The sequence below is a fragment of the Pseudomonas sp. KK4 genome, from assembly GCF_001984065.1.
Classification (GTDB): domain Bacteria; phylum Pseudomonadota; class Gammaproteobacteria; order Pseudomonadales; family Pseudomonadaceae; genus Aquipseudomonas.
Genome location: NZ_LYVP01000024.1, coordinates 1 through 24,682 on the forward strand (window position 1 = coordinate 1; position 24,682 = coordinate 24,682).

At 61.7% G+C, this 24,682-nt stretch carries 31 protein-coding genes; 18 read left to right on the forward strand and 13 right to left on the reverse strand.

Annotated features, from left to right (window positions below):
- Positions 1 to 99 precede the first annotated feature (99 nt).
- Genes B0W55_RS11080 through pilG form a run of 3 tightly spaced genes read right to left on the reverse strand, consistent with a single transcriptional unit; the run spans position 100 to position 1,486 of the window.
- Positions 100 to 648: a chemotaxis protein CheW gene (locus B0W55_RS11080; protein WP_077046042.1), complete on the reverse strand. Its 549-nt coding sequence runs from the start codon at positions 646 to 648 to the stop codon at positions 100 to 102.
- Positions 649 to 658: 10 nt separating this feature from the next.
- Positions 659 to 1,024 (reverse strand): twitching motility response regulator PilH, encoded by a 366-nt coding sequence (gene pilH / locus B0W55_RS11085; RefSeq protein WP_077046043.1) that lies wholly within the window; start codon positions 1,022 to 1,024, stop codon positions 659 to 661.
- Between the two features lie 57 nt (positions 1,025 to 1,081).
- On the reverse strand, positions 1,082 to 1,486 hold the full coding sequence (gene pilG / locus B0W55_RS11090) for a twitching motility response regulator PilG (RefSeq protein ID WP_077046044.1): 405 nt from the start codon (positions 1,484 to 1,486) through the stop codon (positions 1,082 to 1,084).
- A 344-nt stretch (positions 1,487 to 1,830) separates the two neighbouring features.
- Between pilG and gshB the strand changes: the two genes are divergently transcribed.
- The 7 genes from gshB (at position 1,831) to B0W55_RS11125 (ending at position 7,876) form a co-directional block, all read left to right on the forward strand.
- The gene (gene gshB, locus B0W55_RS11095; RefSeq protein WP_077046045.1) at positions 1,831 to 2,790 is read left to right on the forward strand and encodes a glutathione synthase; all 960 of its coding nucleotides are present in this window, start codon (positions 1,831 to 1,833) and stop codon (positions 2,788 to 2,790) included.
- 97 nt (positions 2,791 to 2,887) lie between these two features.
- Positions 2,888 to 3,787: an energy transducer TonB gene (locus B0W55_RS11100; RefSeq protein ID WP_077046046.1), complete on the forward strand. Its 900-nt coding sequence runs from the start codon at positions 2,888 to 2,890 to the stop codon at positions 3,785 to 3,787.
- A 181-nt stretch (positions 3,788 to 3,968) separates the two neighbouring features.
- Positions 3,969 to 4,541, forward strand: coding sequence for a YqgE/AlgH family protein (locus tag B0W55_RS11105; RefSeq protein ID WP_077046047.1), 573 nt, complete (start codon positions 3,969 to 3,971; stop codon positions 4,539 to 4,541).
- The gene (ruvX, locus tag B0W55_RS11110; protein ID WP_077046048.1) at positions 4,541 to 4,978 is read left to right on the forward strand and encodes a Holliday junction resolvase RuvX; all 438 of its coding nucleotides are present in this window, start codon (positions 4,541 to 4,543) and stop codon (positions 4,976 to 4,978) included. The genes B0W55_RS11105 and ruvX overlap by 1 nt, the downstream gene beginning before the upstream one ends.
- A gap of 93 nt (positions 4,979 to 5,071) precedes the next feature.
- Entirely contained in the window at positions 5,072 to 5,575 is a 504-nt protein-coding gene (gene pyrR, locus B0W55_RS11115; RefSeq protein ID WP_077046049.1) for a bifunctional pyr operon transcriptional regulator/uracil phosphoribosyltransferase PyrR, read from the forward strand.
- A 28-nt stretch (positions 5,576 to 5,603) separates the two neighbouring features.
- On the forward strand, positions 5,604 to 6,608 hold the full coding sequence (locus B0W55_RS11120) for an aspartate carbamoyltransferase catalytic subunit (RefSeq protein ID WP_077046050.1): 1,005 nt from the start codon (positions 5,604 to 5,606) through the stop codon (positions 6,606 to 6,608).
- Positions 6,605 to 7,876: a dihydroorotase gene (locus B0W55_RS11125; RefSeq protein ID WP_077046051.1), complete on the forward strand. Its 1,272-nt coding sequence runs from the start codon at positions 6,605 to 6,607 to the stop codon at positions 7,874 to 7,876. Before B0W55_RS11120 ends, B0W55_RS11125 begins: the two co-directional genes overlap by 4 nt.
- 93 nt (positions 7,877 to 7,969) lie before the next feature.
- Here the strand turns inward: B0W55_RS11125 and B0W55_RS11130 are convergent, their stop codons facing one another.
- A complete protein-coding gene (locus B0W55_RS11130; RefSeq protein WP_077046052.1) occupies positions 7,970 to 8,401 on the reverse strand; it encodes a TM2 domain-containing protein in 432 nt (143 codons plus the stop codon).
- Positions 8,402 to 8,650: 249 nt separating this feature from the next.
- On the opposite strand from B0W55_RS11130, the gene B0W55_RS11135 reads away from it, so the two are divergent.
- Positions 8,651 to 9,271 carry a C40 family peptidase gene (locus B0W55_RS11135; RefSeq protein ID WP_077046053.1) on the forward strand — a complete coding sequence of 207 codons (621 nt, stop codon included), beginning with the start codon at positions 8,651 to 8,653 and terminating at the stop codon, positions 9,269 to 9,271.
- 143 nt (positions 9,272 to 9,414) lie between these two features.
- Here B0W55_RS11135 and B0W55_RS11140 read toward each other — a convergent pair whose 3' ends face one another.
- Positions 9,415 to 10,449, reverse strand: coding sequence for a type IV pilus twitching motility protein PilT (locus B0W55_RS11140; protein ID WP_077046054.1), 1,035 nt, complete (start codon positions 10,447 to 10,449; stop codon positions 9,415 to 9,417).
- Between the two features lie 57 nt (positions 10,450 to 10,506).
- Here B0W55_RS11140 and B0W55_RS11145 point away from each other — a divergent pair, with 57 nt between their 5' ends.
- The 9 genes from B0W55_RS11145 (at position 10,507) to B0W55_RS11185 (ending at position 17,193) form a co-directional block, all read left to right on the forward strand.
- A complete protein-coding gene (locus B0W55_RS11145; protein ID WP_077046055.1) occupies positions 10,507 to 11,193 on the forward strand; it encodes a YggS family pyridoxal phosphate-dependent enzyme in 687 nt (228 codons plus the stop codon).
- A gap of 20 nt (positions 11,194 to 11,213) precedes the next feature.
- The gene (gene proC, locus B0W55_RS11150; protein WP_077046056.1) at positions 11,214 to 12,032 is read left to right on the forward strand and encodes a pyrroline-5-carboxylate reductase; all 819 of its coding nucleotides are present in this window, start codon (positions 11,214 to 11,216) and stop codon (positions 12,030 to 12,032) included.
- Between the two features lie 23 nt (positions 12,033 to 12,055).
- On the forward strand, positions 12,056 to 12,643 hold the full coding sequence (locus B0W55_RS11155; protein WP_077046057.1) for a YggT family protein: 588 nt from the start codon (positions 12,056 to 12,058) through the stop codon (positions 12,641 to 12,643).
- A gap of 181 nt (positions 12,644 to 12,824) precedes the next feature.
- Positions 12,825 to 13,964, forward strand: coding sequence for a homoserine O-acetyltransferase (locus B0W55_RS11160; protein ID WP_077046058.1), 1,140 nt, complete (start codon positions 12,825 to 12,827; stop codon positions 13,962 to 13,964).
- A 7-nt stretch (positions 13,965 to 13,971) separates the two neighbouring features.
- Positions 13,972 to 14,592, forward strand: a complete 621-nt coding sequence (gene metW, locus B0W55_RS11165; RefSeq protein ID WP_077046059.1) for a methionine biosynthesis protein MetW — start codon at positions 13,972 to 13,974, stop codon at positions 14,590 to 14,592.
- A 25-nt stretch (positions 14,593 to 14,617) separates the two neighbouring features.
- Positions 14,618 to 15,052: a DUF4426 domain-containing protein gene (locus B0W55_RS11170; protein ID WP_077046060.1), complete on the forward strand. Its 435-nt coding sequence runs from the start codon at positions 14,618 to 14,620 to the stop codon at positions 15,050 to 15,052.
- Positions 15,049 to 15,645, forward strand: coding sequence for an RdgB/HAM1 family non-canonical purine NTP pyrophosphatase (rdgB, locus tag B0W55_RS11175; RefSeq protein WP_077046061.1), 597 nt, complete (start codon positions 15,049 to 15,051; stop codon positions 15,643 to 15,645). The genes B0W55_RS11170 and rdgB overlap by 4 nt, the downstream gene beginning before the upstream one ends.
- Positions 15,642 to 16,847: a radical SAM family heme chaperone HemW gene (gene hemW, locus B0W55_RS11180; RefSeq protein WP_077046062.1), complete on the forward strand. Its 1,206-nt coding sequence runs from the start codon at positions 15,642 to 15,644 to the stop codon at positions 16,845 to 16,847. The genes rdgB and hemW overlap by 4 nt, the downstream gene beginning before the upstream one ends.
- Before the next feature lie 22 nt (positions 16,848 to 16,869).
- Positions 16,870 to 17,193, forward strand: coding sequence for a DUF3392 domain-containing protein (locus B0W55_RS11185; RefSeq protein WP_047596593.1), 324 nt, complete (start codon positions 16,870 to 16,872; stop codon positions 17,191 to 17,193).
- A gap of 134 nt (positions 17,194 to 17,327) precedes the next feature.
- On the opposite strand, the gene trmB is transcribed toward B0W55_RS11185, so the two are convergent.
- From trmB to B0W55_RS11205, 4 genes are all read right to left on the reverse strand, one after another.
- Positions 17,328 to 18,053: a tRNA (guanosine(46)-N7)-methyltransferase TrmB gene (trmB, locus tag B0W55_RS11190; RefSeq protein ID WP_077046063.1), complete on the reverse strand. Its 726-nt coding sequence runs from the start codon at positions 18,051 to 18,053 to the stop codon at positions 17,328 to 17,330.
- A gap of 9 nt (positions 18,054 to 18,062) precedes the next feature.
- A complete protein-coding gene (locus B0W55_RS11195) occupies positions 18,063 to 18,857 on the reverse strand; it encodes a thiazole synthase (RefSeq protein WP_077046064.1) in 795 nt (264 codons plus the stop codon).
- A gap of 60 nt (positions 18,858 to 18,917) precedes the next feature.
- Positions 18,918 to 19,118, reverse strand: a complete 201-nt coding sequence (thiS, locus tag B0W55_RS11200; RefSeq protein ID WP_175645494.1) for a sulfur carrier protein ThiS — start codon at positions 19,116 to 19,118, stop codon at positions 18,918 to 18,920.
- 71 nt (positions 19,119 to 19,189) lie between these two features.
- Entirely contained in the window at positions 19,190 to 19,570 is a 381-nt protein-coding gene (locus tag B0W55_RS11205) for a DUF423 domain-containing protein (RefSeq protein WP_077046065.1), read from the reverse strand.
- 74 nt (positions 19,571 to 19,644) lie between these two features.
- Here B0W55_RS11205 and mtgA point away from each other — a divergent pair, with 74 nt between their 5' ends.
- Entirely contained in the window at positions 19,645 to 20,367 is a 723-nt protein-coding gene (gene mtgA, locus B0W55_RS11210; protein ID WP_077046066.1) for a monofunctional biosynthetic peptidoglycan transglycosylase, read from the forward strand.
- Between the two features lie 98 nt (positions 20,368 to 20,465).
- On the opposite strand, the gene rpoH is transcribed toward mtgA, so the two are convergent.
- From rpoH to ftsY, 4 genes are all read right to left on the reverse strand, one after another.
- Positions 20,466 to 21,320, reverse strand: coding sequence for an RNA polymerase sigma factor RpoH (gene rpoH / locus B0W55_RS11215; RefSeq protein ID WP_077046067.1), 855 nt, complete (start codon positions 21,318 to 21,320; stop codon positions 20,466 to 20,468).
- Between the two features lie 112 nt (positions 21,321 to 21,432).
- Positions 21,433 to 22,455: a permease-like cell division protein FtsX gene (gene ftsX / locus B0W55_RS11220; RefSeq protein ID WP_077046068.1), complete on the reverse strand. Its 1,023-nt coding sequence runs from the start codon at positions 22,453 to 22,455 to the stop codon at positions 21,433 to 21,435.
- Entirely contained in the window at positions 22,452 to 23,123 is a 672-nt protein-coding gene (gene ftsE / locus B0W55_RS11225; protein WP_077046069.1) for a cell division ATP-binding protein FtsE, read from the reverse strand. The genes ftsX and ftsE overlap by 4 nt, the downstream gene beginning before the upstream one ends.
- Positions 23,120 to 24,601, reverse strand: a complete 1,482-nt coding sequence (gene ftsY, locus B0W55_RS11230; RefSeq protein WP_077046070.1) for a signal recognition particle-docking protein FtsY — start codon at positions 24,599 to 24,601, stop codon at positions 23,120 to 23,122. The genes ftsE and ftsY overlap by 4 nt, the downstream gene beginning before the upstream one ends.
- Positions 24,602 to 24,682: the final 81 nt, after the last annotated feature.

Here is a 24,682-nt window from a genome sequence, read left to right on the forward strand (position 1 = left end):
GCGCAGCAGTCCCCTGCGCTGACGGACAAGGGGCCGCTTCGCGGCCCGGCGGGAGCAAGCTCCCTCGCCACAAAAGCCCGCTCCCACAGGGGTCCGCGTCTATAGCGCGATGTTCATGAACCCCTGAGACGTCGCCAACGCAAACGGGCTGAACACCTGCCAGGTTTGTTCGCGCTGGAACCGGCCGGTGATGAACGCCGCCATCGGGCCATTCAAGGTGTCGCCCGGCTCCAGAGTGTCCTGTGCAAAATGCTGCAGCCCGAACACCTCGTCGACCAACAACCCGGCAAACACTTCCTGATGCTCGACCACCAGCACCCGCCGCTGCCGACGCGTCGCCGACTGCTCATGACCCGACTCTTTACCAGAAAAACAGCCACCCAGATCCATGATCGGCAACAGGCGCCCCCGCAGGTTGGCCACACCCTTGACCCACGGCTTGACCCCGGGCACCTGAGTGAAGCGCGGCTCGTGCAGCACTTCGCTGACTTCGCCCATGGGCGCGACGTACCAGTGATCGCCCAGGCGAAAACCGATGCCGCTCCAGTTGTCCTGCCGGGTCGGCTGGGACGGCAGGTCCGCCGCCAGCAGGCGACAGCGCTGGTCGATCTGCAGCAGTAACTCGAAGGCCGTCAGCGACTCGGTCATGAGCAAACGTTCAACCGTTGAGTACGTTGTTCAGGGTCTTGATCAGGGTTTCTTCGTCCACCGGTTTGGTCAGGTAGTCCTTGGCGCCCTGGCGCGTTCCCCAGACCTTGTCGGTTTCCTGATCCTTGGTGGTGATGATGATCACCGGGATGTGACCGGTGTCCGGGTCCTTGGTCAACTGACGGGTCGCCTGGAAGCCGTTGAGGCCGGGCATGACGATGTCCATCAGGACCGCGTCGGGTTTTTCCAGGCGGGCCAGGGCCACGCCGTCCGCGCCGTTTTCGGCTTTCAATACTTCATGACCGTGCTTTTCCAGCATGCCGGTCAGTTTGTACATTTCAGTCGGCGAATCATCGACGATCAGGATACGTGCCATGGTCTTCCCCATTCTTGTCGACGCAAGGCCCGTTGGCCGAGCGTCACTGTAGGTGTCTTACTGCGGCAAAACGGCGGCGAAGCCCGGAACATGGGCCTGGATCGCGTTGAGCAGTTCTTCCTTGCTGAAAGGCTTGGTCAAAAATTGATCGGAGCCGACGATGCGGCCCTTGGCCTTGTCGAACAGCCCGTCCCTGGACGACAGCATAATCACTGGCGTGGACTTGAATGCACTGTTGTTCTTGATCAAGGCGCAGGTCTGATAGCCATCCAGACGCGGCATCATGATGTCGACAAAGATGATGCCAGGGTGATTGTCGGCAATCTTGGCCAGGGCATCGAAACCGTCGATGGCCGTGATGACCTCACAACCCACGTTCTTGAGCAGCGTTTCGGCGGTGCGGCGAATCGTCTTCGAATCGTCGATCACCATCACTTTCAAGGCGCTGGAATGCTGATCCATAAATGCTCTACCGTCGCCTTTGCGAATCAATTTGTCCGTTTGCCGCTAAATGACGGCTCGAAACCCTTGATACTCAAGGGCCATTACCACTTGGCAGCCTTTTTAGCACAGTCTCCAATACCAATCTATCGGCCGACCTTCGCGGTGGTTTTTCCTTGACCGGGAACACACTCGGCGCCACTCTGACGCCACTTTTCACGCTGATCTTTTGCAGGAGCGAGCACGCTCGCGATGGTCGTCAACGATGACGCGGTCTGGCTGGAAAAGCGCGGTGTCCTGAGGTACATCGCGAGCAAGCTCGCTCCTGCAGGTCCACCTTACCCCCCATTTTCGAGGAAACACCCATGAGCGTTCGCGTCGGGATTGTCATGGACCCTATCGCCAGCATCTCCTATAAAAAGGATAGCTCGCTGGCCATGCTGCTGGCTGCGCAGAAGCGCGGCTGGGAACTGTTCTATATGGAGCAGCGCGACCTCTACCAGGGCGAAGGCCAGGCCCGGGCGCGGATGCGTCCGCTGAAGGTATTCGCCAACCCGGAAAAATGGTTCGAGCTCGAAGCCGAGCAGGATGCACCGCTCAGCGACCTGGACGTGATCCTGATGCGCAAGGATCCTCCGTTCGACATGGAGTTCGTGTACTCCACCTATCTGCTGGAACAGGCCGAAAGCGCCGGGGTGTTGGTGGTCAACAAACCGCAGAGCCTGCGCGACTGCAACGAAAAGCTGTTCGCCACGCTGTTCCCGCAGTGCACGCCGCCGACCGTGGTCAGCCGTCGCGCCGATGTGCTGCGTGAATTCGCCGCCAAGCACGGCGACGTGATCCTCAAGCCGTTGGATGGCATGGGCGGCACCTCGATCTTCCGTCATCGCGCGGGTGATCCGAACCTGTCGGTGATCCTGGAAACCCTGACCGCCCTCGGCGCCCAGCAGATCATGGGCCAGGCCTACCTGCCGGCGATCAAGGATGGCGACAAACGCATCCTGATGATCGACGGCGAGCCGGTGGACTACTGCCTGGCGCGCATCCCTGCCGCTGGCGAGACTCGTGGCAACCTGGCCGCCGGTGGCCGTGGCGAAGCCCGTCCGCTGACCGACAAGGACCGCTGGATCGCCGCACAAGTCGGCCCGACCCTGCGGGAAAAAGGCCTGTTGTTCGTGGGCCTGGACGTGATTGGCGAGCACCTGACCGAAATCAACGTCACCAGCCCGACCTGCATCCGCGAAATCGACAATGCCTTCGGCACCGACATCGGCGGCATGCTGATGGAGGCGATCGAAAAGAAGCTGCAGGCTCGAAGCGCCTGAGGCACAGCTTGTCGCCTACCGCTTGAAGCTTGAAGCTAAAAACCAACATTGCGTTATCATGCCGAGCCCTTGAAAACGCGATGTTGGTTTTTTTGCCATGACCCTCCCGTCCGATCTGCCTGCCGAACTCGCCCACCGTGGCGTGCGCCCGGCCGATCGCCTCGGTTTTACCCTGTTTCTGGCGGCGCTGGTGCATCTGGCGCTGCTGCTGGGCGTCGGTTTCACGATGGTCGAGCCCAAGCAGATCAGCAAAACCCTGGAAATCACCCTCGCCACCTTCAAAAGCGAAAAGAAGCCGGCCAAGGCGGATTTTCTGGCGCAGGAAAACCAGGAAGGCAGCGGCACTCTGGATAAAAAGGCCATCCCCAAGACCACCGAAGTCGCGCCTTTCCAGGACAACAAGGTGCAGAAAGTCACCCCGCCACCGGCCGCCAAGCCGGAAGTCCAGGAAGCGGCGCCCAAGGCCGCGGTGACCACGGTTGCGCCGAAGCCGAAAAAAGCCCCCACCAAAACCGAAGAGCCCAAGCCAGCCACCAAGGCTGCGGTGGCGGCGCCGACCTTCGACACAGAGCAGCTGTCCAGCGACATCGCCAGCCTCGAAGCGGAACTGGCCAATGAACAGCAGCTGTACGCCAAACGCCCGCGCATCCACCGCCTGAGCGCCGCCTCGACCATGAAGGACAAAGGCGCCTGGTACAAGGACGAATGGCGCAAGAAGGTCGAGCGCATCGGCAACCTCAATTACCCCGACGAAGCCCGGCGCAAACAGATCTACGGCAACCTGCGGCTGATGGTCTCGATCAACCGCGACGGTTCGCTGTATGAGGTGCTGGTGCTGGAGTCGTCCGGGCAACCGCTGCTGGACCAGGCCGCCCAGCGCATCGTGCGCCTGGCGGCGCCGTTTGCACCGTTTACCGGGGATTTGTCGGACATCGACAGGCTGGAAATCATCCGTACCTGGAAGTTTGCCCGTGGGGATCGTCTTTCCAGTAACTGATCCCCCACAAATCCCCTGTGGGAGCGGGCTTGCTCGCGAAAGCGGCGTGTCATTGAGCACTGATACTGACTGACACACCGTTTTCGCGAGCAAGCCCGCTCCCACATTCGATCGGTGACCACGGCCAAATTGCGGCATCCCCAGCTTGTCAGTTCGCCCCTCCAACGCCACACTAGCGCACATGAAAAACGTCAGCCCCAGCTACCTCAAGCATCACTTCCTGATCGCCATGCCGCACATGGTCGACCCGAACTTTGCGCACACCTTGACCTACATCGTCGAGCACACGGCCAATGGTGCCATGGGGCTGGTGGTCAACCGTCCGCAGGACCTGAACCTGGCCGATATCCTCGAGCAATTGCGACCGGATATCGAACCGCCAGCGCTCTGCCAGCATGTACCGATCTTCATCGGCGGCCCCGTTCAGACCGATCGCGGTTTTGTCCTGCACCCCTCGGGGCAAAGCTATCAGGCGACCGTTGATCTGGAAGGCGAGCTCTCGCTGTCGACCTCCCAGGACGTACTGTTCGCCATCGCCGATGGCGTCGGCCCGTCCAAAAGCGTGATCGCCCTCGGCTACGCCGGTTGGGAAGCCGGGCAACTGGAAGCGGAGCTGTCGCAGAACGCCTGGCTGACCTGCCCGTTCGACGCCGACATCCTGTTCAACACCAGCAGCGAGCTGCGCCTGGAAGCGGCGGCCAAGCACCTGGGCGTCAACCTCAGCCTGCTCACCAGCCAGGCGGGGCACGCCTGATGGCCCTGCGGCTGATCCTCGGTTTTGACTACGGCACCAAACAGATCGGCGTAGCGGTCGGCCAGGTGATTACCGGCCAGGCTCGCGAGCTGTGCACCCTCAAGGCGCAGAACGGCATTCCCGACTGGAATCAGGTCGAGGCCCTTATCAAAGAGTGGAAGCCCGACGCCGTGGTGGTCGGCCTGCCGCTGAACATGGACGGCACGCCCAGTGACATGTGCATCCGCGCGGAAAAATTCGCCCGCCGCCTCAACGGCCGTTTCAACCTGCCCTTCTATACCCACGATGAACGCCTGACCACCTTCGAAGCCAAAGGCGAACGCCTGGCCCGTGGCGGGCAGAAAGGCAGTTACCGCGACAACCCGGTCGACGCCATCGCCGCCGCCCTGCTGCTGCAAGGCTGGCTCGACGAAAATGGCGCGCTGTTCGACACCTGATGCATTAACCCGGAAGAGCCGCCTAGCGGCTCTTTTAGTGATAACCCGAGCCACCTCAAGCACCAGCGGTCTCGGGCCCAAGAAGGAGCAACCATGAGCCTGCCCAATCCCGCCGAACTGATCAGCCAGATGGCGATCCGTCTCAAGGCACACCTGGAACACCGTGGCATCAGCGACGCGCGCTACATCGGTATCCGTACCGGCGGCGTCTGGGTTGCCCAGGCCTTGCTCAAAGAGCTGGGCAGCGATGAACCCCTCGGCACGCTCGACGTTTCCTTTTATCGCGACGACTTCAGCCAGAACGGTCTGCACCCGCAAGTGCGCCCATCGGCCCTGCCGTTCGAGATCGAAGGCCAGCACCTGGTGTTGATCGATGACGTGTTGATGAGCGGCCGGACCATCCGCGCCGCCATGAACGAGCTCTTCGACTACGGCCGGCCAGCCAGCGTGACCCTGGTGTGCCTGCTGGACCTGGACGCCGGCGAACTGCCGATCCGTCCGAACGTGGTCGGCGCAACCCTGTCCCTGGCCGCCCACGAACGGGTGAAGCTGTCCGGCCCGGAGCTGGCGCTGGAAGTGCAAGACCTCGCCCTTTAATTCGCCCTTATTGAGAGTCCCCCTCGCGATGACGCCTCTAGAAACCAAGCGCCCGCTGCAGCTCAATGACCAGGGCCAGCTGCGCCACTTCCTCTCCCTCGACGGTTTGCGCCGCGAGCTGTTGACGGAAATCCTCGACACCGCCGACTCCTTCCTTGAAGTTGGCGCCCGGGCGGTGAAGAAGGTCCCGTTGCTGCGCGGCAAGACCGTGTGCAACGTGTTCTTCGAGAACTCCACCCGCACCCGCACCACCTTCGAACTGGCGGCCCAACGCCTGTCGGCGGACGTGATTACCCTGAACGTGTCGACATCGTCGGCGAGCAAGGGGGAAACCCTGCTCGATACGCTGCGCAACCTCGAAGCCATGGCTGCCGACATGTTCGTCGTGCGCCACGGTGACTCGGGCGCTGCACACTTCATCGCCGAACACGTGTGCCCGCAGGTGGCGATCATCAACGGCGGCGACGGCCGTCACGCCCACCCGACCCAGGGCATGCTCGACATGCTGACCATCCGTCGGCACAAGGGCGGCTTCGAAAACCTGTCGGTGGCCATCGTCGGCGACATCCTGCACTCGCGGGTGGCGCGCTCGAACATGCTGGCGCTCAAAACCCTGGGTTGCCCGGACATCCGCGTGATCGCGCCGAAAACCTTGCTGCCGATCGGCATCGAGCAATACGGCGTGAAGGTCTACACCGACATGACCGAAGGCCTGAAAGACGTCGACGTGGTGATCATGCTGCGCCTGCAGCGTGAGCGCATGACCGGCGGCCTGTTGCCCAGTGAAGGCGAGTTCTACCGCCTGTTCGGCCTGACCACCGCGCGCCTGGCCGGCGCCAAACCGGACTGCATCGTCATGCACCCGGGGCCGATCAACCGCGGCGTGGAGATCGAGTCGGCAGTGGCCGACGGTCCGCACTCGGTGATTCTCAATCAGGTGACCTACGGCATCGCGATTCGTATGGCGGTGTTGTCCATGGCCATGAGCGGGCAGACTGCGCAGCGCCAATTCGAGCAGGAGAACGTGCAGTGAAGCTCAGCATTCTTGGCGCCCGCGTCATCGATCCGGCCAGCGGCCTGGATCAAGTTACCGACATCCACATCGAAGCCTGCAAGATCGTCGCCTTTGGCGCTGCACCTGCCGGTTTTGTCGCGGTCGACACCATCGACGCCAAAGGCCTGGTGGCCGCCCCTGGCCTGGTCGACCTCAACGTCGCCCTGCGCGAGCCCGGCTACAGCCGCAAGGGGTCGATCGTCAGCGAAACCCGCGCCGCCGCCGCCGGTGGCGTGACCAGCCTGTGCTGCCCGCCGAAGACCAAACCTGTACTGGACACCTCGGCCGTGGCCGAACTGATCCTCGACCGCGCCCGCGAGGCCGGCAACACCAAGGTGTTCCCGATCGGCGCGTTGAGCAAAGGCCTGGACGGCGAACAACTGGCCGAACTGGTCGCCCTGCGCGATGCCGGTTGCGTGGCGTTCGGCAACGGCCTGGAGAGTTTCCGCAACACCCGTACCCTGTGCCGGGCACTGGAATACGCGGCAACGTTCGACCTGACGGTGATTTTCAACTCCCAGGATCACGACCTCGCTGAAGGCGGCCTGGCCCATGAAGGCGCGACCGCGAGCTTCCTCGGCTTGCCGGGCATTCCGGAAACCGCCGAAACCGTGGCCCTGGCCCGGGATCTGCTGCTGGTCGAGCAAACCGGCGTGCGCGCTCACTTCAGCCAGCTCACCAGCGCTCGCGGCGTGGCCCTGATCGCCCAGGCCCAGGCCCGTGGCTTGAAGGTCACGGCGGATGTTGCGCTGTATCAGCTGATTCTTACCGACGAAGCGCTGATCGATTTCAGCAGCCTCTATCACGTGCAGCCGCCGCTGCGCACCCGCGCCGACCGCGACGGTCTGCGTGAAGCGGTGAAATCCGGGGTGGTCTCGGCCATTTCCAGCCATCACCAACCCCACGAACGGGATGCCAAGCTGGCACCGTTCGGGGCTACCGAACCGGGTATCAGCAGCGTAGAGCTGTTGCTGCCGCTGGCGATGACCCTGGTAGAGGATGGCTTGCTGGACTTGCCGACGCTGCTGGCGCGCCTTGGTGCCGGCCCTGCGCAGGCCTTGCGCCTGCCGGCGGGGAAACTGGCGGTAGGTGGTGCGGCGGATATCGTGCTGTTCGACCCGGCGGCCTCCACCGTGGCCGGCGAAACCTGGCTGTCCAAGGGCGAAAACTGCCCGTTCATTGGCCACAGCCTGCCGGGCGGGGTGCGCTACACCCTGGTGGATGGTCGGATCAGTCACCAGGCCTAAGACCGCAGCACCCCAATCGCTGGCAGGGCCAGCTCCCACACCGGATCTGTGAACACACGCATCCCCTGTGGGAGCTGGCCTGCCAGCGATGTCTTACTGAAAGGCAGCACGACTTTGCGCGTTACGCAGCGACACTTGGCTATTGAGCGTCCAGAAGTCATACAACACCCCCACGAAGAACAACCCGCCCGTCAACAGATAGATCAGCCCGCTGATCCATTTGCTCTGATACATCCGGTGCACGCCGAACACCCCCAGAAACGTCAGCAGGATCCACGCCACGTTGTATTCGATGGGCCCTGCCGTAAACCGCAGGTCCGCCTCCCGGTCCATGGCCGGTATCAGGAACAGGTCGATCAGCCAGCCAATGCCCAGCAAACCGAAGGTGAAGAACCAGATCGTCCCGGTTACCGGCTTGCCGTAATAGAAGCGGTGAGCCCCGGTGAAACCGAAAATCCACAGCAGATAACCGATCACTTTGCTGTGGGTGTCTTGCTGCGCAACAGGTTGCTGATAGGGGTTCATGAATGGCCTCAATACGCGCGATAGATAAATATTCTTTGAATCTTTGTGACTTTTTTACGACGAGCCGACGTATGGCACAGGTAAGCTCGTATTCCGCCAAACCCTTGCAGCACCTGACTTCTGTCCGACAATTGCGGCCATTTGCCGCTTGTTTGGTTCCGTTAGAACCAATTCGAATCGACCAACGGCCGAGAGAAGCGAAAAAAAGCTGTTATAAAGTTTCGCGCTAACCCATACGAGCCTTGCCTAATGCGTCCATTTTTCAAGACATGGCTAACCATTTGCCTCTTATTGCCACTGGCCGCCCACGCCACCAATCGTGAGCAACGTCTTCCGAACGTTAATGGTTACACCCCAAAATCCCATGCTTCCGCTCCATCGAGCAAAAGCAAGAAATCGGTCAAAACCGCTCCACAGTTGGTCAGCAACAAAAGCGGTCTGGTTCCGCCGATGGCGACCAAGGAAAGCAGTAACGTGCTGAGCCGTGCTGTTAACGTCCTCGGTACGCCGTACCGTTGGGGCGGCAGCAGCCCGAGCAAGGGCTTCGATTGCAGCGGCCTGGTCAAATACGCCTTCAATGACCAGTCGTTTGACCTGCCACGCACCTCCAACGCCATGGCCAGCGGTCACGGCGAGAAAGTCGACCGCAATGACCTCAAGCCGGGCGATCTGATTTTCTTCAACATCAAGAGCCGTCGCGTCAATCATGTTGCGATCTACCTGGGCAACGACCGCTTCATCCACGCGCCTCGTCGTGGCAAGTCGGTGACCATCGACACCTTGAAGAAGCCGTACTGGGAACAACACTACGTCGTTGCCAAGCGGGTCCTGCCGAAAGAACAGAACGCGATGCGGGTTGTTCAGCGCTGATTTGAAGTCTCCCGACTTCTGTTGACAGGCACTTGTGGCGAGGGAGCTTGCTCCCGCCGGGTTGCGAAGCGGCCCCAAAAATTTGCGAGCGCTACGCACTCGAGCGGGAGCAAGCTCCCTCGCCACAGGTCTGCATTTCCCCTTCAAAAATTATCCGGCGACCGCGCCTTCTCCCGCGCCTGGTCACGGGTAACCAGCCCTCTGGTGACCAGGTCCTTGAGGCCCATATCCAGCGTCTGCATCCCCAGCGACCCACCCGACTGAATCGATGAATACATCTGCGCCACCTTGTCCTCGCGGATCAGGTTACGAATTGCCGATGTGCCGAGCATGATCTCGTGGGCGGCGATGCGCCCGCCGCCGATCTTCTTCACCAGTGTCTGAGACACCACCGCCAGCAGCGATTCGGACAGCATCGAACGCACCATGGACTTTTCGTCACCCGGGAACACGTCGATGATCCGGTCGATGGTTTTCGCCGCCGACGTGGTGTGCAGCGTGCCAAACACCAAGTGGCCGGTTTCGGCAGCGGTCAGGGCCAGGCGAATGGTTTCCAGGTCGCGCATCTCCCCCACCAGGATCACGTCCGGGTCCTCGCGCAGCGCGGAACGCAGGGCCGTGGCGAAGCTGCGGGTATCACGGTGGACTTCACGCTGATTGATCAGGCATTTGCGCGATTCGTGGATGAATTCGATCGGGTCCTCGATGGTAAGAATGTGGTGATGACGATGGCTGTTGAGGTAGTCGATCATCGCCGCCAGCGTCGTGGACTTGCCGGAACCGGTCGGCCCGGTCACCAGCACCAGGCCTCGGGGCGCGTCTGTCATTTTTCGAAACACATCCCCCATGCCCAGCTCTTCCATGCTCAAGACTTTGGACGGGATCGTACGAAACACCGCGCCGGCGCCACGGCTCTGGTTGAAGGCGTTGACCCGAAACCGCGCCACGCCGGGTACATCGAAGGAAAAGTCGGTCTCCAGATGCTTTTCGAAATCCACCCGCTGGGCGTCGTTCATGATGTCGTAGATCAACGCCTGGACTTCTTTGTGCTCCAGCGCCGGCAGGTTAATGCGTCGCACGTCGCCATCGACGCGGATCATCGGCGGCAGGCCGGCGGACAGGTGCAGGTCAGAAGCGCCCTGTTTGGCGCTGAACGCCAGTAGCTCAGTGATATCCATAGCACCCCTCAATTCCAGTAGAATGCCGCCAACCTCAGACCCGCTGGCGCCTCTTGAATGTCCACGATAGCAGACAACATTGAACTGGTTGGTTCACGTATCCGGGCCGCCGCCCTCGCCGCCAACCGTGACGAACACAGCGTCCACCTGCTGGCCGTGAGCAAGACCAAGCCTGCCCAGGCCCTGCGCGAAGCCTATGCCGCCGGCCTGCGAGACTTTGGCGAGAACTACCTGCAAGAGGCCCTGGGCAAGCAGTTGGAATTGGCCGACCTGCCCTTGATCTGGCACTTCATCGGCCCCATTCAATCGAACAAGACTCGCGCTATCGCCGAGCATTTCGCCTGGGTGCATTCCGTGGATCGTCTGAAAATCGCACAACGCCTGTCCGAACAACGCCCTGCCGATCTGCCGCCCTTGAACATTTGCATCCAGGTCAACGTCAGCGGTGAAGCCAGCAAATCCGGCTGCACCCCGGCCGACCTGCCGGCCCTGGCCAACGCCATCAGCGCCCTGCCGCGCCTGAAGCTGCGCGGGTTGATGGCCATTCCCGAGCCGACGGAAGATCGCGCCGCCCAGGATGCCGCCTTCGCTGCCGTGCAAAGCCTGCAAGCCAGCCTGAATCTGCCGCTGGACACACTTTCCATGGGCATGAGCCACGACCTGGAGTCGGCCATTGCCCAGGGCGCCACTTGGGTCCGTATCGGTACGGCCCTGTTTGGCGCCAGAGATTACGGTCAACCGTGACCCACTTATAAGGACCTGACATGAGCAAGACGCGTATTGCCTTTATCGGTGCCGGCAACATGGCCGCCAGCCTGATAGGCGGCCTGCGGGCCAAGGGCCTGGACGCCGCGCAGATTCGCGCCAGCGATCCGGGCGAAGAAACCCGTGCCCGGGTGAGCGCCGAGCATGGCATCGAAGTGTTCGCCGACAACGCCCAGGCCATCGAAGGCGCCGATGTCGTCGTACTGGCAGTCAAACCCCAGGCGATGAAAACCGTCTGCGAAGCCATTCGCCCGAGCCTCAAACCGGGGCAACTGGTGGTTTCGATTGCCGCCGGCATCACCTGCGCCAGCATGAACACCTGGCTCGGCGATCAACCGATCGTGCGCTGCATGCCCAACACGCCGGCGCTGCTGCGCCAGGGCGTGAGCGGCCTGTTCGCCACCGCCCAGGTCAGCGCCGAACAGCGCCAGCAAGCCCAGCAGCTACTGTCGGCGGTCGGTATTGCCCTGTGGCTGGACGAGGAACAGCAACTGGATGCGGTCACCGCAGTGTCCGGTTCTGGCCCGGCCTACTTCTTCCTGCTGATCGAAGCCATGACCGCTGCGGGCGTGAAGCTCGGACTGCCGGCAGAGATCGCCGCGCAACTGACGCTGCAAACCGCGCTGGGCGCCGCGCACATGGCGGTGAGCAGTGATGTCGATGCCGCCGAACTGCGTCGCCGCGTTACCTCGCCGGCAGGTACCACGGAAGCGGCGATCAAGTCGTTCCAGGCCGATGGCTTTGAAGCACTGGTGGAAAAAGCACTGGGCGCCGCTGCCCATCGTTCGGCCGAAATGGCCGAGCAACTTGGCCGCTAATCAGCACTTAAAAGGAATCAATAATGCTCGGACTCAATGACGCTGCCATTTTCGTGATTCAAACCCTGGGCAGCCTGTATCTGCTGATCGTGCTGTTGCGTTTCATCCTGCAACTGGTGCGGGCGAACTTCTACAACCCGCTGTGCCAGTTCGCCGTGAAAGCTACCCAACCGCTGCTCAAGCCATTGCGCCGGGTGATCCCGAGTCTGTTCGGCCTGGACATGTCGTCGCTGGTGCTGGCCCTGCTGATCCAGATGGCGCTGTTTGCGGTGATCCTGCTGCTCAGCGGCTATTCGGTCGACGTGCTGTTCCTGGTGCCCTGGGCATTGATCGGCATCTTCGCGCTGTTTTTGAAGATCCTGTTCTGGGCGATGATCATCAGCGTGATCCTGTCCTGGGTCGCGCCGGGCAGCCATAACCCGGGCGCCGAACTGGTGCAGCAGATCACCGAGCCGGTGCTGGCGCCGTTCCGCCGGATCATCCCGAACCTGGGCGGCCTCGACATCTCGCCGATCTTCGCCTTTATCGTGCTGCAGCTGCTGCAAAGCTGGCTGATCCCACGCCTGGCCTACTACGCGCTGATGCCGCGCGAGCTGTTTGGCCTGATCTGATCCGCGTCATCGTTCATCGCGGGCGAGCCCGCTCCCACAGGGTATGCAATCCACTGTGGGAGCGGGCTTGCTCGCGAATGTCGCAACTCGGTCTACCTGAAGGAAATCAGCAGGGGCCTTTGCTTGCCGCTTACCCCAGCGGTCTTTAGACTTACGCCTCATTTCAACGAGAGCAGGGTCGATGCCAGCTGCCTTCCCCCCCGATTCTGTTGGTCTGGTGACGCCGCAAGTGGCGCACTTCAGCGAACCCCTGGCCCTGGCCTGCGGTCGCTCGCTCCCGGCCTATGACCTGATTTACGAGACCTACGGCACGCTGAACGCCACGGCGAGCAATGCCGTGCTGATCTGCCACGCCCTGTCGGGCCATCACCACGCCGCCGGCTTCCACAGCCCCGACGACCGCAAGCCCGGTTGGTGGGACAGCTGCATCGGCCCCGGCAAACCGATCGATACCACCAAGTTCTTTGTGGTCAGCCTGAACAACCTCGGCGGCTGCAACGGTTCCACCGGGCCGAGCAGCATCAACCCGGAAACCGGCAAGCCGTTCGGCGCCGATTTCCCGGTGCTGACCGTGGAAGACTGGGTGCACAGCCAGGCACGCCTGGCCGATCGCCTCGGCATTGCGCAATTCGCGGCCGTGATCGGTGGCAGCCTCGGCGGCATGCAGGCGATGCAATGGAGCATCACCTATCCGGATCGCATCCGCCATTGCCTGGCCATCGCCTCGGCCCCCAAGCTGTCGGCGCAGAACATCGCCTTCAACGAAGTGGCGCGCCAGGCGATCCTCACCGACCCGGAATTCCACGGCGGTTCGTTCCAGGAACAGGGCGTGATCCCCAAGCGTGGCCTGATGCTGGCGCGGATGGTCGGCCACATCACCTACCTGTCCGACGACTCCATGGGCGAGAAATTCGGCCGTGGCCTCAAGAGCGAGAAGCTCAACTACGACTTCCACAGCGTCGAGTTCCAGGTCGAAAGCTACCTGCGCTATCAGGGTGAAGAGTTTTCCGGGCGGTTCGACGCCAACACTTACCTGCTGATGACCAAGGCCCTGGACTATTTCGACCCGGCGGCCAACTTCGACGATGACCTGGCCAGAACCTTCGCCAACGCCACCGCCAAGTTCTGCGTGATGTCGTTCACCACCGACTGGCGCTTCTCCCCGGCCCGCTCGCGGGAGCTGGTGGACGCGCTGATGGCCGCGCGCAAGGACGTCTGCTACCTGGAAATCGACGCCCCGCAAGGCCATGACGCCTTCCTGATTCCGATCCCGCGCTACCTTCAGGCGTTCGGCAATTACATGAACCGCATTACGTTGTGAGATAGCCATGAGAGCTGATCTGGAAATCATCCAGGAATGGATCCCCGCCGGCAGCCGCGTGCTTGACCTGGGTTGCGGCAATGGCGAGCTGCTGACCTGGCTGCGCGACAACAAGCAGGTCACCGGTTATGGCCTGGAAAACGACGCCGACAACATTGCCGAGTGCGTGGCCAAGGGCATCAACGTCATCGAACAGGACCTGGACAAGGGCCTGGGCAACTTCGCCAGCAACAGTTTCGACATCGTGGTCATGACCCAGGCGCTGCAAGCGGTGCACTACCCGGACAAGATCCTCGACGAAATGCTGCGCGTGGGCCGCCAGTGCATCATCACCTTCCCCAACTTCGGTCACTGGCGCTGCCGCTGGTACCTGGCGAGCAAGGGCCGCATGCCGGTTTCCGAGTTCCTGCCCTACACCTGGTACAACACGCCGAACATCCACTTCTGCACCTTCGCCGACTTTGAAGCCTTGTGCCGCGAACGTGAAGCGAAGGTCATTGATCGGCTGGCCGTGGATCAACAGCACCGACACGGGTGGGCCAGCAAGCTATGGCCTAATCTATTGGGTGAGATCGGCATTTACCGCGTCAGCAGCCCCGGGCTTGCGGACCACAAGGTCGCGGTCTGAACCCCCTATTTCGAGGAGAAGGATCATGGGTCGTCTAGCGCTGTTTCTATTCACCGCTTGCCTGAGCGTCACGGCCATGGCCGCCGATGCGATCAAGGGCGATCGCCAGGAAAAATTCGGCGACGTGACGGTGCATTACAACACCTTCAATTCCACCTACCTGACACCGGACATCGCCAAGGCCGCGGAGCTTACCCGCAGCAAGAATCAGGGCGTGATCAACATTTCGGTGCTCAAGGACGGCAAGCCGCAGATGGCCCAGGTCAGCGGTACGGTCAAGGAACTGACCAGCCAGAGCGTCAAGCTCAACTTCCGCCAGATCACCGAACAGGGCGCGATCTACTACATCGCCCAATTCCCGGTGGAACAGCAGGAAACCCGCACCTTCGAAATCAAGGTGCAGAACGGTGACAAAATCAACACCCTCAATTTCAACCAAGAGCTCTTCCCCGGCGAATGATGAACTTCACCCAACTCGTACTGGCCAGCCACAACGCCGGCAAACTCAAGGAACTCCAGGCCATGCTCGGCCAGTCGGTGCAACTGCGCTCGATCGGTGAGTTCAGCCAAATCGAGCCTGAAGAGACCGGCCTGTCGTTCGTCGAGAACGCCATCCTCAAGGCGCGTAACGCTGCGCGCATTTCCGGCTTGCCGGCACTGGCGGACGATTCCGGGCTCGCGGTGGATTTCCTCGGCGGCGCCCCGGGCATCTACTCGGCACGTTACGCCGACGGCAAGGGCGATGCGGCGAACAACGCCAAGCTGCTCGACGCATTGAAGGATGTGCCTGAAGCCGAACGTGGCGCGCAGTTTGTCTGCGTGCTGGCGCTGGTGCGTCACGCCGACGATCCGCTGCCGATCCTCTGTGAAGGCCTGTGGCACGGTCGCATCCTGACCCAGGCCAGCGGTGAACACGGTTTTGGCTACGACCCGTTGTTCTGGGTGCCCGAGCGCGATTGCTCCAGTGCCGAACTGAGCCCCGGCGACAAGAATCAGATCAGCCACCGCGCCCGTGCAATGGATCTGCTGCGCCAGCGTCTGGGCCTGAAATGACCGATGAAGCCTCCGTGTTGCCGCTGATTCACGGCGGCGACGCCCCCGCGCCTCGGGCTGCCCTGCCGGTGCTGCCGCCCCTGGCGCTGTACATCCACATCCCGTGGTGCGTACGCAAATGCCCTTACTGCGACTTCAACTCCCACACCGCCAGCCCCATGCTGCCGGAAGAGGAGTACGTGGACGCACTGCTGGCTGACCTTGATCAGGACCTGCACGCCGTCTACGGCCGCGAGCTCAGTTCGATTTTCTTCGGTGGCGGCACACCGAGCCTGTTCAGCGCTCATGCCTTGGGGCGTCTGCTCAAGGGCGTCGAACAGCGCATCCCGTTCGCCCATGACATCGAAATCACCCTGGAAGCCAATCCAGGCACCTTCGAGCAGGACAAATTCGTCGCTTACCGGGCGCTGGGCATCAATCGCCTGTCGATCGGCATCCAGAGCTTCCAGCAGGAAAAACTCAAGGCCCTGGGGCGCATTCACAATGGCGACGAAGCGGTACGAGCGGCCGGCATGGCGCGCCAGGCCGGGTTCGACAACTTCAACCTGGACCTAATGCACGGTTTGCCCGATCAGTCCCTGGACGACGCGCTCGCCGACCTGCGCACCGCCATTGCCCTGAAGCCGACCCATCTGTCCTGGTATCAGTTGACCCTGGAGCCCAACACAGTGTTCTGGAACCAGCCGCCGACGCTGCCGGAAGACGACACGCTGTGGGATATCCAGGAGGCCGGTCAGGCGCTGCTGGCCGAACACGGTTACGCACAATATGAGGTCTCGGCCTATGCCCAGCCCGGTCGAGCGGCGCGGCATAACCTCAATTACTGGAGTTTTGGCGATTTCATCGGTATCGGCGCGGGCGCCCACGGCAAGCTCAGCCATCCGGACGGGCGCATCGTGCGCACCTGGAAGACTCGCCTGCCGAAGGATTACCTGAACCCGGCCAAACGCTTTCAGGCCGGTGAAAAGGCCCTGACCAACGACGAGATGCCGTTCGAGTTCCTGATGAATGCCCTGCGCCTGACCGAAGGCGTGGAGTCGCGCCTGTATCCGGAGCGCACCGGCCTGCCTTTGGAGAGCCTTGCCGAAAGCCGCCGCGAAGCCGAACAAAGCGGCCTGTTGCAGGTCGAACCGACACGTCTGGTGGCCACCGAGCGCGGACAGCTGTTTCTCAACGACTTGCTGCAGAATTTTCTGACCTGAATTCAGCCCTAAGGGAAAACGAATGGATTTGATACTCGACCTGCTCGCCACCGTGTCTCGCTGGAGCCGTAGCAATCTCTCGGAAATCGCCCTGGCCCTGGTGGGTTGCCTGCTGGTGTTGTTCGGTGCGGATTTCAAGGGCTGGGTCGAGCAACGCCTGGGCAGCATCGCCGGGGCCTTGCGCGTCCCGCTGATGGCTCTGCTGTGCGTGATCGGCAGCGGCGCGGCGCTGATCTATGCCACACCGTGGGTCGTGCGTGGCCTGAGTCAGTTCAACAACTACAGCCTGGCGCCGGTGTTGCTGGTGGTGTTGGTGCTGATCGGCGTGGTCGCAGACCGCCGCTGATTTCAGCTACGCCCCAAAACAACTGTAGGAGCCGAGCTTGCTCGCGATGAGGCCATCACATTCAACATTTATGCTGACTGTCAGGCCGCCATCGCGAGCAAGCTCGGCTCCTACAGGGAGCGATCCCGGGAAGCTCAGGATTGCTTTTCGAACTTCAGATCCCACACCCCATGCCCAAGACGTTCGCCACGGCGTTCGAACTTGGTGATCGGGCGCTCGGCCGGGCGTGGCACGCACTTGCCGTCTTCGGCCAGGTTGCGGTAACCCGGCGCGACATTCATCACTTCCAGCATGTATTCGGCGTACGGCTCCCAATCGGTGGCCATGTGCAAAATGCCGCCGACCTTCAACTTGCTGCGCACCAGTTCAGCGAAAGACGCCTGAACGATACGACGCTTGTGGTGACGACTCTTGTGCCATGGGTCCGGGAAGAACAGCATCAGGCGATCGAGGCTGTTGTCGGCGATGCAGCGGTTGAGCACTTCGATCGCATCGCAATCGTAGACCCGCAGGTTGGTCAGGCCTTGTGTCAGCACGCCATTGAGCAAGGCGCCGACACCGGGGCGGTGCACTTCCACGCCGATGAAATCCTGCTCTGGTGACGCGGCCGCCATTTCCAGCAGCGAATGGCCCATGCCGAAACCGATTTCCAGCGAGCGCGGTGCCGAGCGACCGAACACTTGGTCGAAGTCCACCGGCGCATCAGCCAGGGGCAGCACGAATTTGGGCGCACCCTGATCCAGGCCGCGTTGCTGGCCTTCGGTCATGCGCCCGGCACGCATCACGAAACTCTTGATGCGGCGGTGTTGGCGCTCGTCGCCTTCTTCCGTCTGGATAGGCGTGTCGTTCGATTCAGTCATCAATGGCTCTTACTTGATCAGACCATCCAGCGGCGAAGAGGCGCTGGCATAGAGTTTTTTCGGCATGCGGCCGGCGAGGTAAGCCAGGCGACCGGCAACGATGGCGTGCTTCATGGCTTCGGCCATCATGATCGGCTGCTGGGCGTGAGCGATGGCCGAGTTCATCAGCACCGCGTCGCAGCCCAGTTCCATGGAAATGGTGGCGTCGGACGCGGTACCGACACCGGCATCCACCAATACCGGGATCTTGGCTTCTTCGAGGATGATCTGCAGGTTGTATGGGTTGCAGATCCCCAGGCCCGAACCGATCAGGCCGGCCAGCGGCATCACTGCGATGCAGCCGATTTCCGCCAGTTGACGGGCAATGATCGGGTCATCGCTGGTGTACACCATCACGTCGAAGCCTTCCTTGACCAGCGATTCGGCGGCCTTGAGGGTTTCGATGACGTTGGGGAACAGGGTTTTCTGGTCCGCCAGTACTTCCAGCTTCACCAGGTTGTGGCCATCGAGCAGCTCACGGGCCAGGCGGCAGGTGCGCACGGCCTCGACAGCGTCGTAGCAACCGGCGGTGTTCGGCAGGAAGGTGTAGCGGTCCGGCGACAGGAAATCCAGCAGGTTCGGCTCGCCCGCGTTCTGGCCCAGGTTGGTACGGCGCACGGCGAACGTGACGATCTCGGCGCCCGAGGCCTCGATGGCCAGGCGGGTTTCTTCCATGTCACGGTACTTGCCGGTACCGACCAGCAAACGCGACTGGTAAGTACGACCGGCCAGGACGAAGGGCTTGTCGTTACGAACGATGCTCATGGGAAATCCTCTGTAGGGGTGAGGTTCTTGCAGAATTCTGTGCCCTCGCGGGCAGGACGGCTAGCCGCCGCCGATGGCGTGTACCACTTCGACCTGGTCACCCTCGCTGAGGGCGGTCTCTGCATGCTGACTGCGCGGGACGATATCCAGATTGAGTTCGACCGCCACCCGGCGTCCGGTCAGGTCCAGACGAGTCAGCAGGGCCGCAACGGTCTCACCGTCGGGCAGTTCAAAGGATTCGCCGTTCAACTGAATGCGCATGCCGGATGCCGCCATCATTTTTAGGGGGTGGCATTCTAGCCCGATCATGACCTAAAGGTCAGCAACAAGCGTCAGGCGGTCAGTGGCAAGCGCCAGGCGGCAAGGCCCAGGCACAACCAGCCAATCAGGAAGAACAGGCCTCCAAACGGGGTGACGATGCCGAGCTTGCTGATACCGGTCAGCGTGAGCACATAGAGGCTGCCGGAGAACAGCAGGATGCCGATGGCAAAGGAGGCGCCGGCCCAGGTGACCAGTCGACCGGGAATGTGCGTGGCCAGCAGCGCCACACCCAGCAGGGCCAAGGTGTGCACCAGTTGATAAGTGACGCCGGTGTGGAAAATCGCCAGGTATTCGGGCGTCAGGCGGTTTTTCAGGCCGTGGGCGGCAAAGGCCCCGAGACCGACACCGGTGAAACCGAAAAAAGCGGCCAGCATCAGAAAGCCACGCAGCATGAAGAACTCCAGTCAGTGTCGATCAACAGGGTCTGTATAATGGCCCGCTCAACGGGTTCGGCCAAGCCATCTCTATGCTGCGTATCTATTTCCGTCGATTCACCAAGGCCGTGCTCTGGTTCATGGGCGCCAGCGTATTGCTGGTGCTGATCTTTCGGGTGGTGCCGCCACCGGGAACCATGCTGATGGTCGAACGCAAGATCGAATCCTGGTTCGACGGTGAGCCTATCGACCTGCAACGCACCTGGAAGCCCTGGGACGAGATCTCCGACGATTTGAAAGTCGCGGTGATCGCTGGGGAAGACCAGAAATTCCCGGAGCACTGGGGTTTTGACATCGGCGCAATTCGCGCCGCCTTGGCCCACAACGAACTGGGCGGTTCGGTTCGCGGCGCCAGTACGCTCAGCCAGCAAGTCTCGAAGAATCTGTTCCTGTGGTCCGGGCGCAGCTGGTTGCGCAAGGGCCTGGAAGCCTGGTTTACCGCGCTGATCGAAGTGCTCTGGCCCAAGCAGCGGATTCTTGAGGTGTACCTCAACAGTGCCGAGTGGGACGACGGGGTGTTCGGCGCAGAAGCGGCAGCCCGACACCACTTTGGCGTCAGTGCCAAGGGCCTGAGTCGCCAGCAATCGAGCTTGCTGGCGGCGGTACTGCCTAATCCGCGCGTGTGGAGTGCGAGCCATCCGACCAACTATGTGGCACGGCGGGCCGGCTGGATTCGTCAGCAGATGAGCCAGTTGGGTGGAGACAGCTATCTGCTGGGGCTCAACGATTCACGTCGGGCGCCTTGGGCCCAGTAACTGAGAACTGCATAACAACACTCGCTCCTACAGTGACAGGGCACAAACAAAAACGCCCCGATCAATGATCGGGGCGCTTTTCATGGCCGTCGTGCAGGTTATGCAGCGATCGACAACTTGAGCTTGTTCATCGCGCTCTTCTCGAGCTGACGAATACGCTCGGCCGACACGTTGTACTTCTGCGCCAGGTCGTGCAGCGTGGCTTTTTCTTCTGCCAGCCAGCGCTGGTAGAGAATGTCACGGCTACGGTCGTCCAGCACTTCCAGCGCTTCGTGCAGGTTGTGGTTGGAGTTGTCGCTCCAGTCGGCATCTTCCAGCTGACGGGCCGGGTCGTACCGGTGGTCTTCCAGGTAGTTGGCCGGCGACTGGAAAGCGCTGTCGTCGTCGGCTTCGGCAGCCGGGTCGAAGGCCATGTCATGGCCGGTCAGGCGACTTTCCATCTCGCGCACTTCCCGCGGCTCGACACCGAGGCTCTCGGCCACGCGATGTACTTCTTCGTTGTTCAACCAGGCCAGACGCTTCTTCTGGCTGCGCAGGTTGAAGAACAGCTTGCGCTGGGCCTTGGTGGTCGCGACTTTCACGATGCGCCAGTTGCGCAGGATGAACTCGTGGATTTCCGCCTTGATCCAGTGCACGGCGAACGAAACCAGGCGCACACCCATTTCCGGGTTGAAGCGCTTCACGGCCTTCATCAGGCCGACGTTACCTTCCTGGATCAGGTCAGACTGAGCCAGACCGTAGCCGGAATAGCTACGGGCGATATGTACGACAAAACGCAGGTGGGCGAGCACCATCTGCCGAGCCGCCTCAAGATCCTGCTCATAATAGAGACTCTCGGCCAGTTCACGCTCCTGCTCCGGCGTCAGCAATGGAATGCTGTTGACGGTGTGCACATAGGCCTCCAGGTTCGCACCCGGGACCAGAGCATATGCAGGTTGCAAAGAATTGGTCATACGAAAAAACCTCCGACTTACAAACTCGTGCAGTTCAGCACTGCGAAAATTGACCGGAAACCGTAGGACAAGTTCCCATAAACGCTGAAAGGTCAATACGAGCAAAATGATATTACTTGGGTGCGAGCTCCCTCAGGTGGCGAGCCACTGCAATCCATGCACCGATATACCCCAACAACACAGCGCCAAGCAAGAGAGACAGACCATCGGCTACCGGCACACCGGCCAGTGCGAAATTACTGCCATACAAACCGGCCAACTGCACCACAGACTCGTTCAGCCAGTTCAGGCCGAACGCCAGAACGCCCCAGGAGAGAATCCCCGCACCGAAGCCGTAGAGCGCGCCCATATACAGAAAGGGCCTGCGCACATAGCTGTCAGTGCCGCCCACGAGTTTAATCACTTCTATCTCGGTGCGGCGGTTTTCAATATGAAGACGAATGGTATTGCCTATCACCAAAAGTAATGCAGAAACCAGCAGTACCGTCAGACCAAAGACAAAACGGTCACCCAGCTTGAGGATGGCTGCCAGTCGCTCGACCCAGACTAGATCAAGCTGCGCCTGCTGTACCTTGGGCAACTCGGAAAGTTTTTGTCTCAATGCTTCAAGCGTCGCCTTGTCGACTTCGTTCGGCGTCACCAGCACCACGCCAGGCAGCGGGTTTTCCGGCAGCTCCTTGAGCGCCTCACCCAGGCCCGATTGCTGCTGGAACTCTTCCAGCGCCTGATCGCGACTCACATATTCGGCATCAGCCACGCCGGGCATGCCCTTGATCTGCTCGCGCAGCGCTTCGCCTTCCTTCGGACTGGCTTCGAGTTGCAGGTACAGAGAAATCTGCGCCGCGCGCTGCCACGAACCGCCCAGGCGCTCAACGTTACTCAGCAAAAGTGACAGCCCCATCGGCAGGCTCAAAGCCACCGCCATCACCATGCAGGTGAAAAAGCTGCCGATGGGCTGCTTGCCCAGGCGCCGCAGGCTGTCCACCAGACTGGCGCGGTGACTTTCGACCCAGGCGCGGAACAACGTGGCGAAATCCGGGCCATCATCGTCGTCGTGTTTTTTCTTGCTCGGTTGCGGATCGGCGGCCTTGGGGGCCACGCGCTCGGAAACCTTCGGACTGCGCGTCGCACTCATACCCCGGCCTCCCCGTCGCCGATCAATCGACCGCGCTGCAAGGTCAGCATGCGGTGGCGCATGCGCGCAATCAGGGCCAGGTCGTGGCTGGCGATCAGCACGCTGGTGCCCAGGCGGTTGATGTCTTCGAACACACCCATGATCTCGGCCGCCAGGCGCGGGTCGAGGTTACCGGTGGGTTCGTCCGCCAGCAGCAAGGCCGGGCGGTGAACGATGGCGCGGGCGATGCCGACGCGCTGTTGTTGACCGGTGGACAGGTCGCCGGGGTACAGATCGGTCTTGTCCGACAGCGCAACACGCTCCAGGGCCGAATCCACGCGCTTGGCAACCTCGGCCTTGGACAGGCCAAGGATCTGCAACGGCAGGGCGACGTTATTGAACACGGTGCGATCGAACAGCAACTGGTGGTTCTGGAACACCACGCCGATCTGCCGCCGCAGGAACGGAATCTGCGCGTTGCTGATGGTGCTCAGGTCCTGCCCGGCCAGCAGCAGCTTGCCGCTGGTCGGTCGTTCCATGGCCAGCAGCAGGCGCAACAACGTACTTTTACCGGCGCCGGAATGGCCGGTGACAAACAGAAACTCGCCACGACGGACTCGAAAGCTCAGCTCATGCAAGCCGACGTGACCGTTCGGGTAGCGTTTACCGACCTGTTCGAAACGAATCATGAACGCTCCCGCTCGGCAAACAGTGCCTGGACAAAGGGTTCAGCTTCAAAAGTGCGCAAATCGTCGATGCCTTCACCGACGCCGATGTAGCGGATCGGCAGGCCGAACTGCTTGGCCAGGGCGAAGATCACCCCGCCCTTGGCGGTGCCGTCGAGCTTGGTCAGCGCCAGGCCGGTCAGCTCGACGGTCTGGTTGAATTGCTTGGCCTGATTGATGGCGTTCTGGCCGGTACCGGCGTCGAGCACCAGCAGCACTTCGTGAGGCGCGTCGGCGTCGAGCTTGCCGATCACCCGGCGAACCTTCTTCAGCTCTTCCATCAGGTTGTCTTTGGTGTGCAGGCGACCGGCGGTGTCGGCGATCAGCACATCGATGCCACGGGCCTTGGCGGCCTGCACGGCGTCGAAGATCACCGAAGCCGAGTCGGCGCCCGTGTGCTGGGCGATGACCGGGATCTTGTTGCGCTCGCCCCAGACCTGCAATTGCTCCACAGCCGCGGCGCGGAAGGTATCGCCGGCGGCAAGCATGACTTTCTTGCCATCGAGTTGCAGCTTTTTCGCCAACTTGCCGATGGTGGTGGTCTTGCCGGCGCCATTGACGCCAACGACCAGGATCACGAACGGCTTGCTCTGCGAGGTGATTTTCAGCGGTTGCTCGACAGGCTTGAGCATCGCCGCCAGCTCAGCCTGCAAGGATTTGTAGAGTGCATCGGAGTCGGCCAGCTCTTTGCGGGCGACCTTCTGGGTCAGGCGCTGGATGATCACCGAAGTGGCCTCCACACCCACGTCAGCGGTCAGCAGGCGGGTTTCCAGGTCATCGAGCAGTTCGTCGTCGATGGCTTTCTTGCCCAGGAACAGGCTGGCCATGCCTTCGCCGATGCTGGCGCTGGTCTTGGACAGACCCTGCTTGAGGCGGGCGAAGAAGCCGGCTTTGGTTTCTTCAGTGCGCGGCGACTCGACCGGGGGTTCGATGACAGGAGCGGCAACCGGCGCTGGAGCCTGAACAACCGGAGCAACCGGAGCAACGACGGCGGGAATGACCTGCTCAGGCACAACCGGCGCAGGCTCGACTTGCAGAACGGGTGCGACAACCGGCTCAACCACCGGTGCCTGGACCGGCTCGGGTGCAAACGCAGTGGGGGCTGGAATCGGCGGTGTCACGTGGGGCGCCAGCTCATCTTCGACCAGGGCCACCGGCTCTTCCGCCACCGGCAAGGTCAGCCATGGCTCGGCCGTCGACGTCAGCGGCTGCCCGGCCAGGATTTCAGGTTCAGCTTCCACCACCGGCTGCAGCACCGGCTCGGCGATCGGCAACACCACCGGCGCAGGCTCTGCTTCCATAACCGGCGCTGGAGTTGGCTCAGGAAGTGGCTGTGGCTGTTCGACGACGGGTTCCTGCGGCTTTTTGCGCAGCCATCCGAACAGGCTTTTTTTCTCGCCAGCCGCAGCTGGGGTCTTCTTGTCGTCGTTGGAACCAAACATGGAGGACGGCTATCTCACGGTAGCGACGCGCCAACAGGCGCCCCGGCAAATAAATATTCGATGCAGAACAGACTGTGATTG

Bases quoted from the DNA above. Each gene is read 5' to 3' on its own strand.
- pilG (WP_077046044.1), bottom strand. From the start codon at position 1,486: ATGGATCAGCATTCCAGCGCCTTGAAAGTGATGGTGATCGACGATTCG.
- thiS (WP_175645494.1), bottom strand. From the start codon at position 19,118: ATGCGCATTCAGTTGAACGGCGAATCCTTTGAACTGCCCGACGGTGAG.
- gshB (WP_077046045.1), top strand. From the start codon at position 1,831: ATGAGCGTTCGCGTCGGGATTGTCATGGACCCTATCGCCAGCATCTCC.
- ftsX (WP_077046068.1), bottom strand. From the start codon at position 22,455: ATGAGTGCGACGCGCAGTCCGAAGGTTTCCGAGCGCGTGGCCCCCAAG.
- B0W55_RS11130 (WP_077046052.1), bottom strand. From the start codon at position 8,401: ATGAACCCCTATCAGCAACCTGTTGCGCAGCAAGACACCCACAGCAAA.
- pilH (WP_077046043.1), bottom strand. From the start codon at position 1,024: ATGGCACGTATCCTGATCGTCGATGATTCGCCGACTGAAATGTACAAA.
- mtgA (WP_077046066.1), top strand. From the start codon at position 19,645: ATGCTGCGTATCTATTTCCGTCGATTCACCAAGGCCGTGCTCTGGTTC.
- B0W55_RS11145 (WP_077046055.1), top strand. From the start codon at position 10,507: ATGTCCACGATAGCAGACAACATTGAACTGGTTGGTTCACGTATCCGG.
- B0W55_RS11160 (WP_077046058.1), top strand. From the start codon at position 12,825: ATGCCAGCTGCCTTCCCCCCCGATTCTGTTGGTCTGGTGACGCCGCAA.
- proC (WP_077046056.1), top strand. From the start codon at position 11,214: ATGAGCAAGACGCGTATTGCCTTTATCGGTGCCGGCAACATGGCCGCC.
- B0W55_RS11195 (WP_077046064.1), bottom strand. From the start codon at position 18,857: ATGAGCATCGTTCGTAACGACAAGCCCTTCGTCCTGGCCGGTCGTACT.
- rpoH (WP_077046067.1), bottom strand. From the start codon at position 21,320: ATGACCAATTCTTTGCAACCTGCATATGCTCTGGTCCCGGGTGCGAAC.
- ftsE (WP_077046069.1), bottom strand. From the start codon at position 23,123: ATGATTCGTTTCGAACAGGTCGGTAAACGCTACCCGAACGGTCACGTC.
- hemW (WP_077046062.1), top strand. From the start codon at position 15,642: ATGACCGATGAAGCCTCCGTGTTGCCGCTGATTCACGGCGGCGACGCC.
- B0W55_RS11155 (WP_077046057.1), top strand. From the start codon at position 12,056: ATGCTCGGACTCAATGACGCTGCCATTTTCGTGATTCAAACCCTGGGC.
- B0W55_RS11080 (WP_077046042.1), bottom strand. From the start codon at position 648: ATGACCGAGTCGCTGACGGCCTTCGAGTTACTGCTGCAGATCGACCAG.
- rdgB (WP_077046061.1), top strand. From the start codon at position 15,049: ATGATGAACTTCACCCAACTCGTACTGGCCAGCCACAACGCCGGCAAA.
- trmB (WP_077046063.1), bottom strand. From the start codon at position 18,053: ATGACTGAATCGAACGACACGCCTATCCAGACGGAAGAAGGCGACGAG.
- B0W55_RS11100 (WP_077046046.1), top strand. From the start codon at position 2,888: ATGACCCTCCCGTCCGATCTGCCTGCCGAACTCGCCCACCGTGGCGTG.
- metW (WP_077046059.1), top strand. From the start codon at position 13,972: ATGAGAGCTGATCTGGAAATCATCCAGGAATGGATCCCCGCCGGCAGC.
- ruvX (WP_077046048.1), top strand. From the start codon at position 4,541: ATGGCCCTGCGGCTGATCCTCGGTTTTGACTACGGCACCAAACAGATC.
- pyrR (WP_077046049.1), top strand. From the start codon at position 5,072: ATGAGCCTGCCCAATCCCGCCGAACTGATCAGCCAGATGGCGATCCGT.
- B0W55_RS11170 (WP_077046060.1), top strand. From the start codon at position 14,618: ATGGGTCGTCTAGCGCTGTTTCTATTCACCGCTTGCCTGAGCGTCACG.
- B0W55_RS11185 (WP_047596593.1), top strand. From the start codon at position 16,870: ATGGATTTGATACTCGACCTGCTCGCCACCGTGTCTCGCTGGAGCCGT.
- B0W55_RS11135 (WP_077046053.1), top strand. From the start codon at position 8,651: ATGCGTCCATTTTTCAAGACATGGCTAACCATTTGCCTCTTATTGCCA.
- ftsY (WP_077046070.1), bottom strand. From the start codon at position 24,601: ATGTTTGGTTCCAACGACGACAAGAAGACCCCAGCTGCGGCTGGCGAG.
- B0W55_RS11140 (WP_077046054.1), bottom strand. From the start codon at position 10,449: ATGGATATCACTGAGCTACTGGCGTTCAGCGCCAAACAGGGCGCTTCT.
- B0W55_RS11105 (WP_077046047.1), top strand. From the start codon at position 3,969: ATGAAAAACGTCAGCCCCAGCTACCTCAAGCATCACTTCCTGATCGCC.
- B0W55_RS11120 (WP_077046050.1), top strand. From the start codon at position 5,604: ATGACGCCTCTAGAAACCAAGCGCCCGCTGCAGCTCAATGACCAGGGC.
- B0W55_RS11205 (WP_077046065.1), bottom strand. From the start codon at position 19,570: ATGCTGCGTGGCTTTCTGATGCTGGCCGCTTTTTTCGGTTTCACCGGT.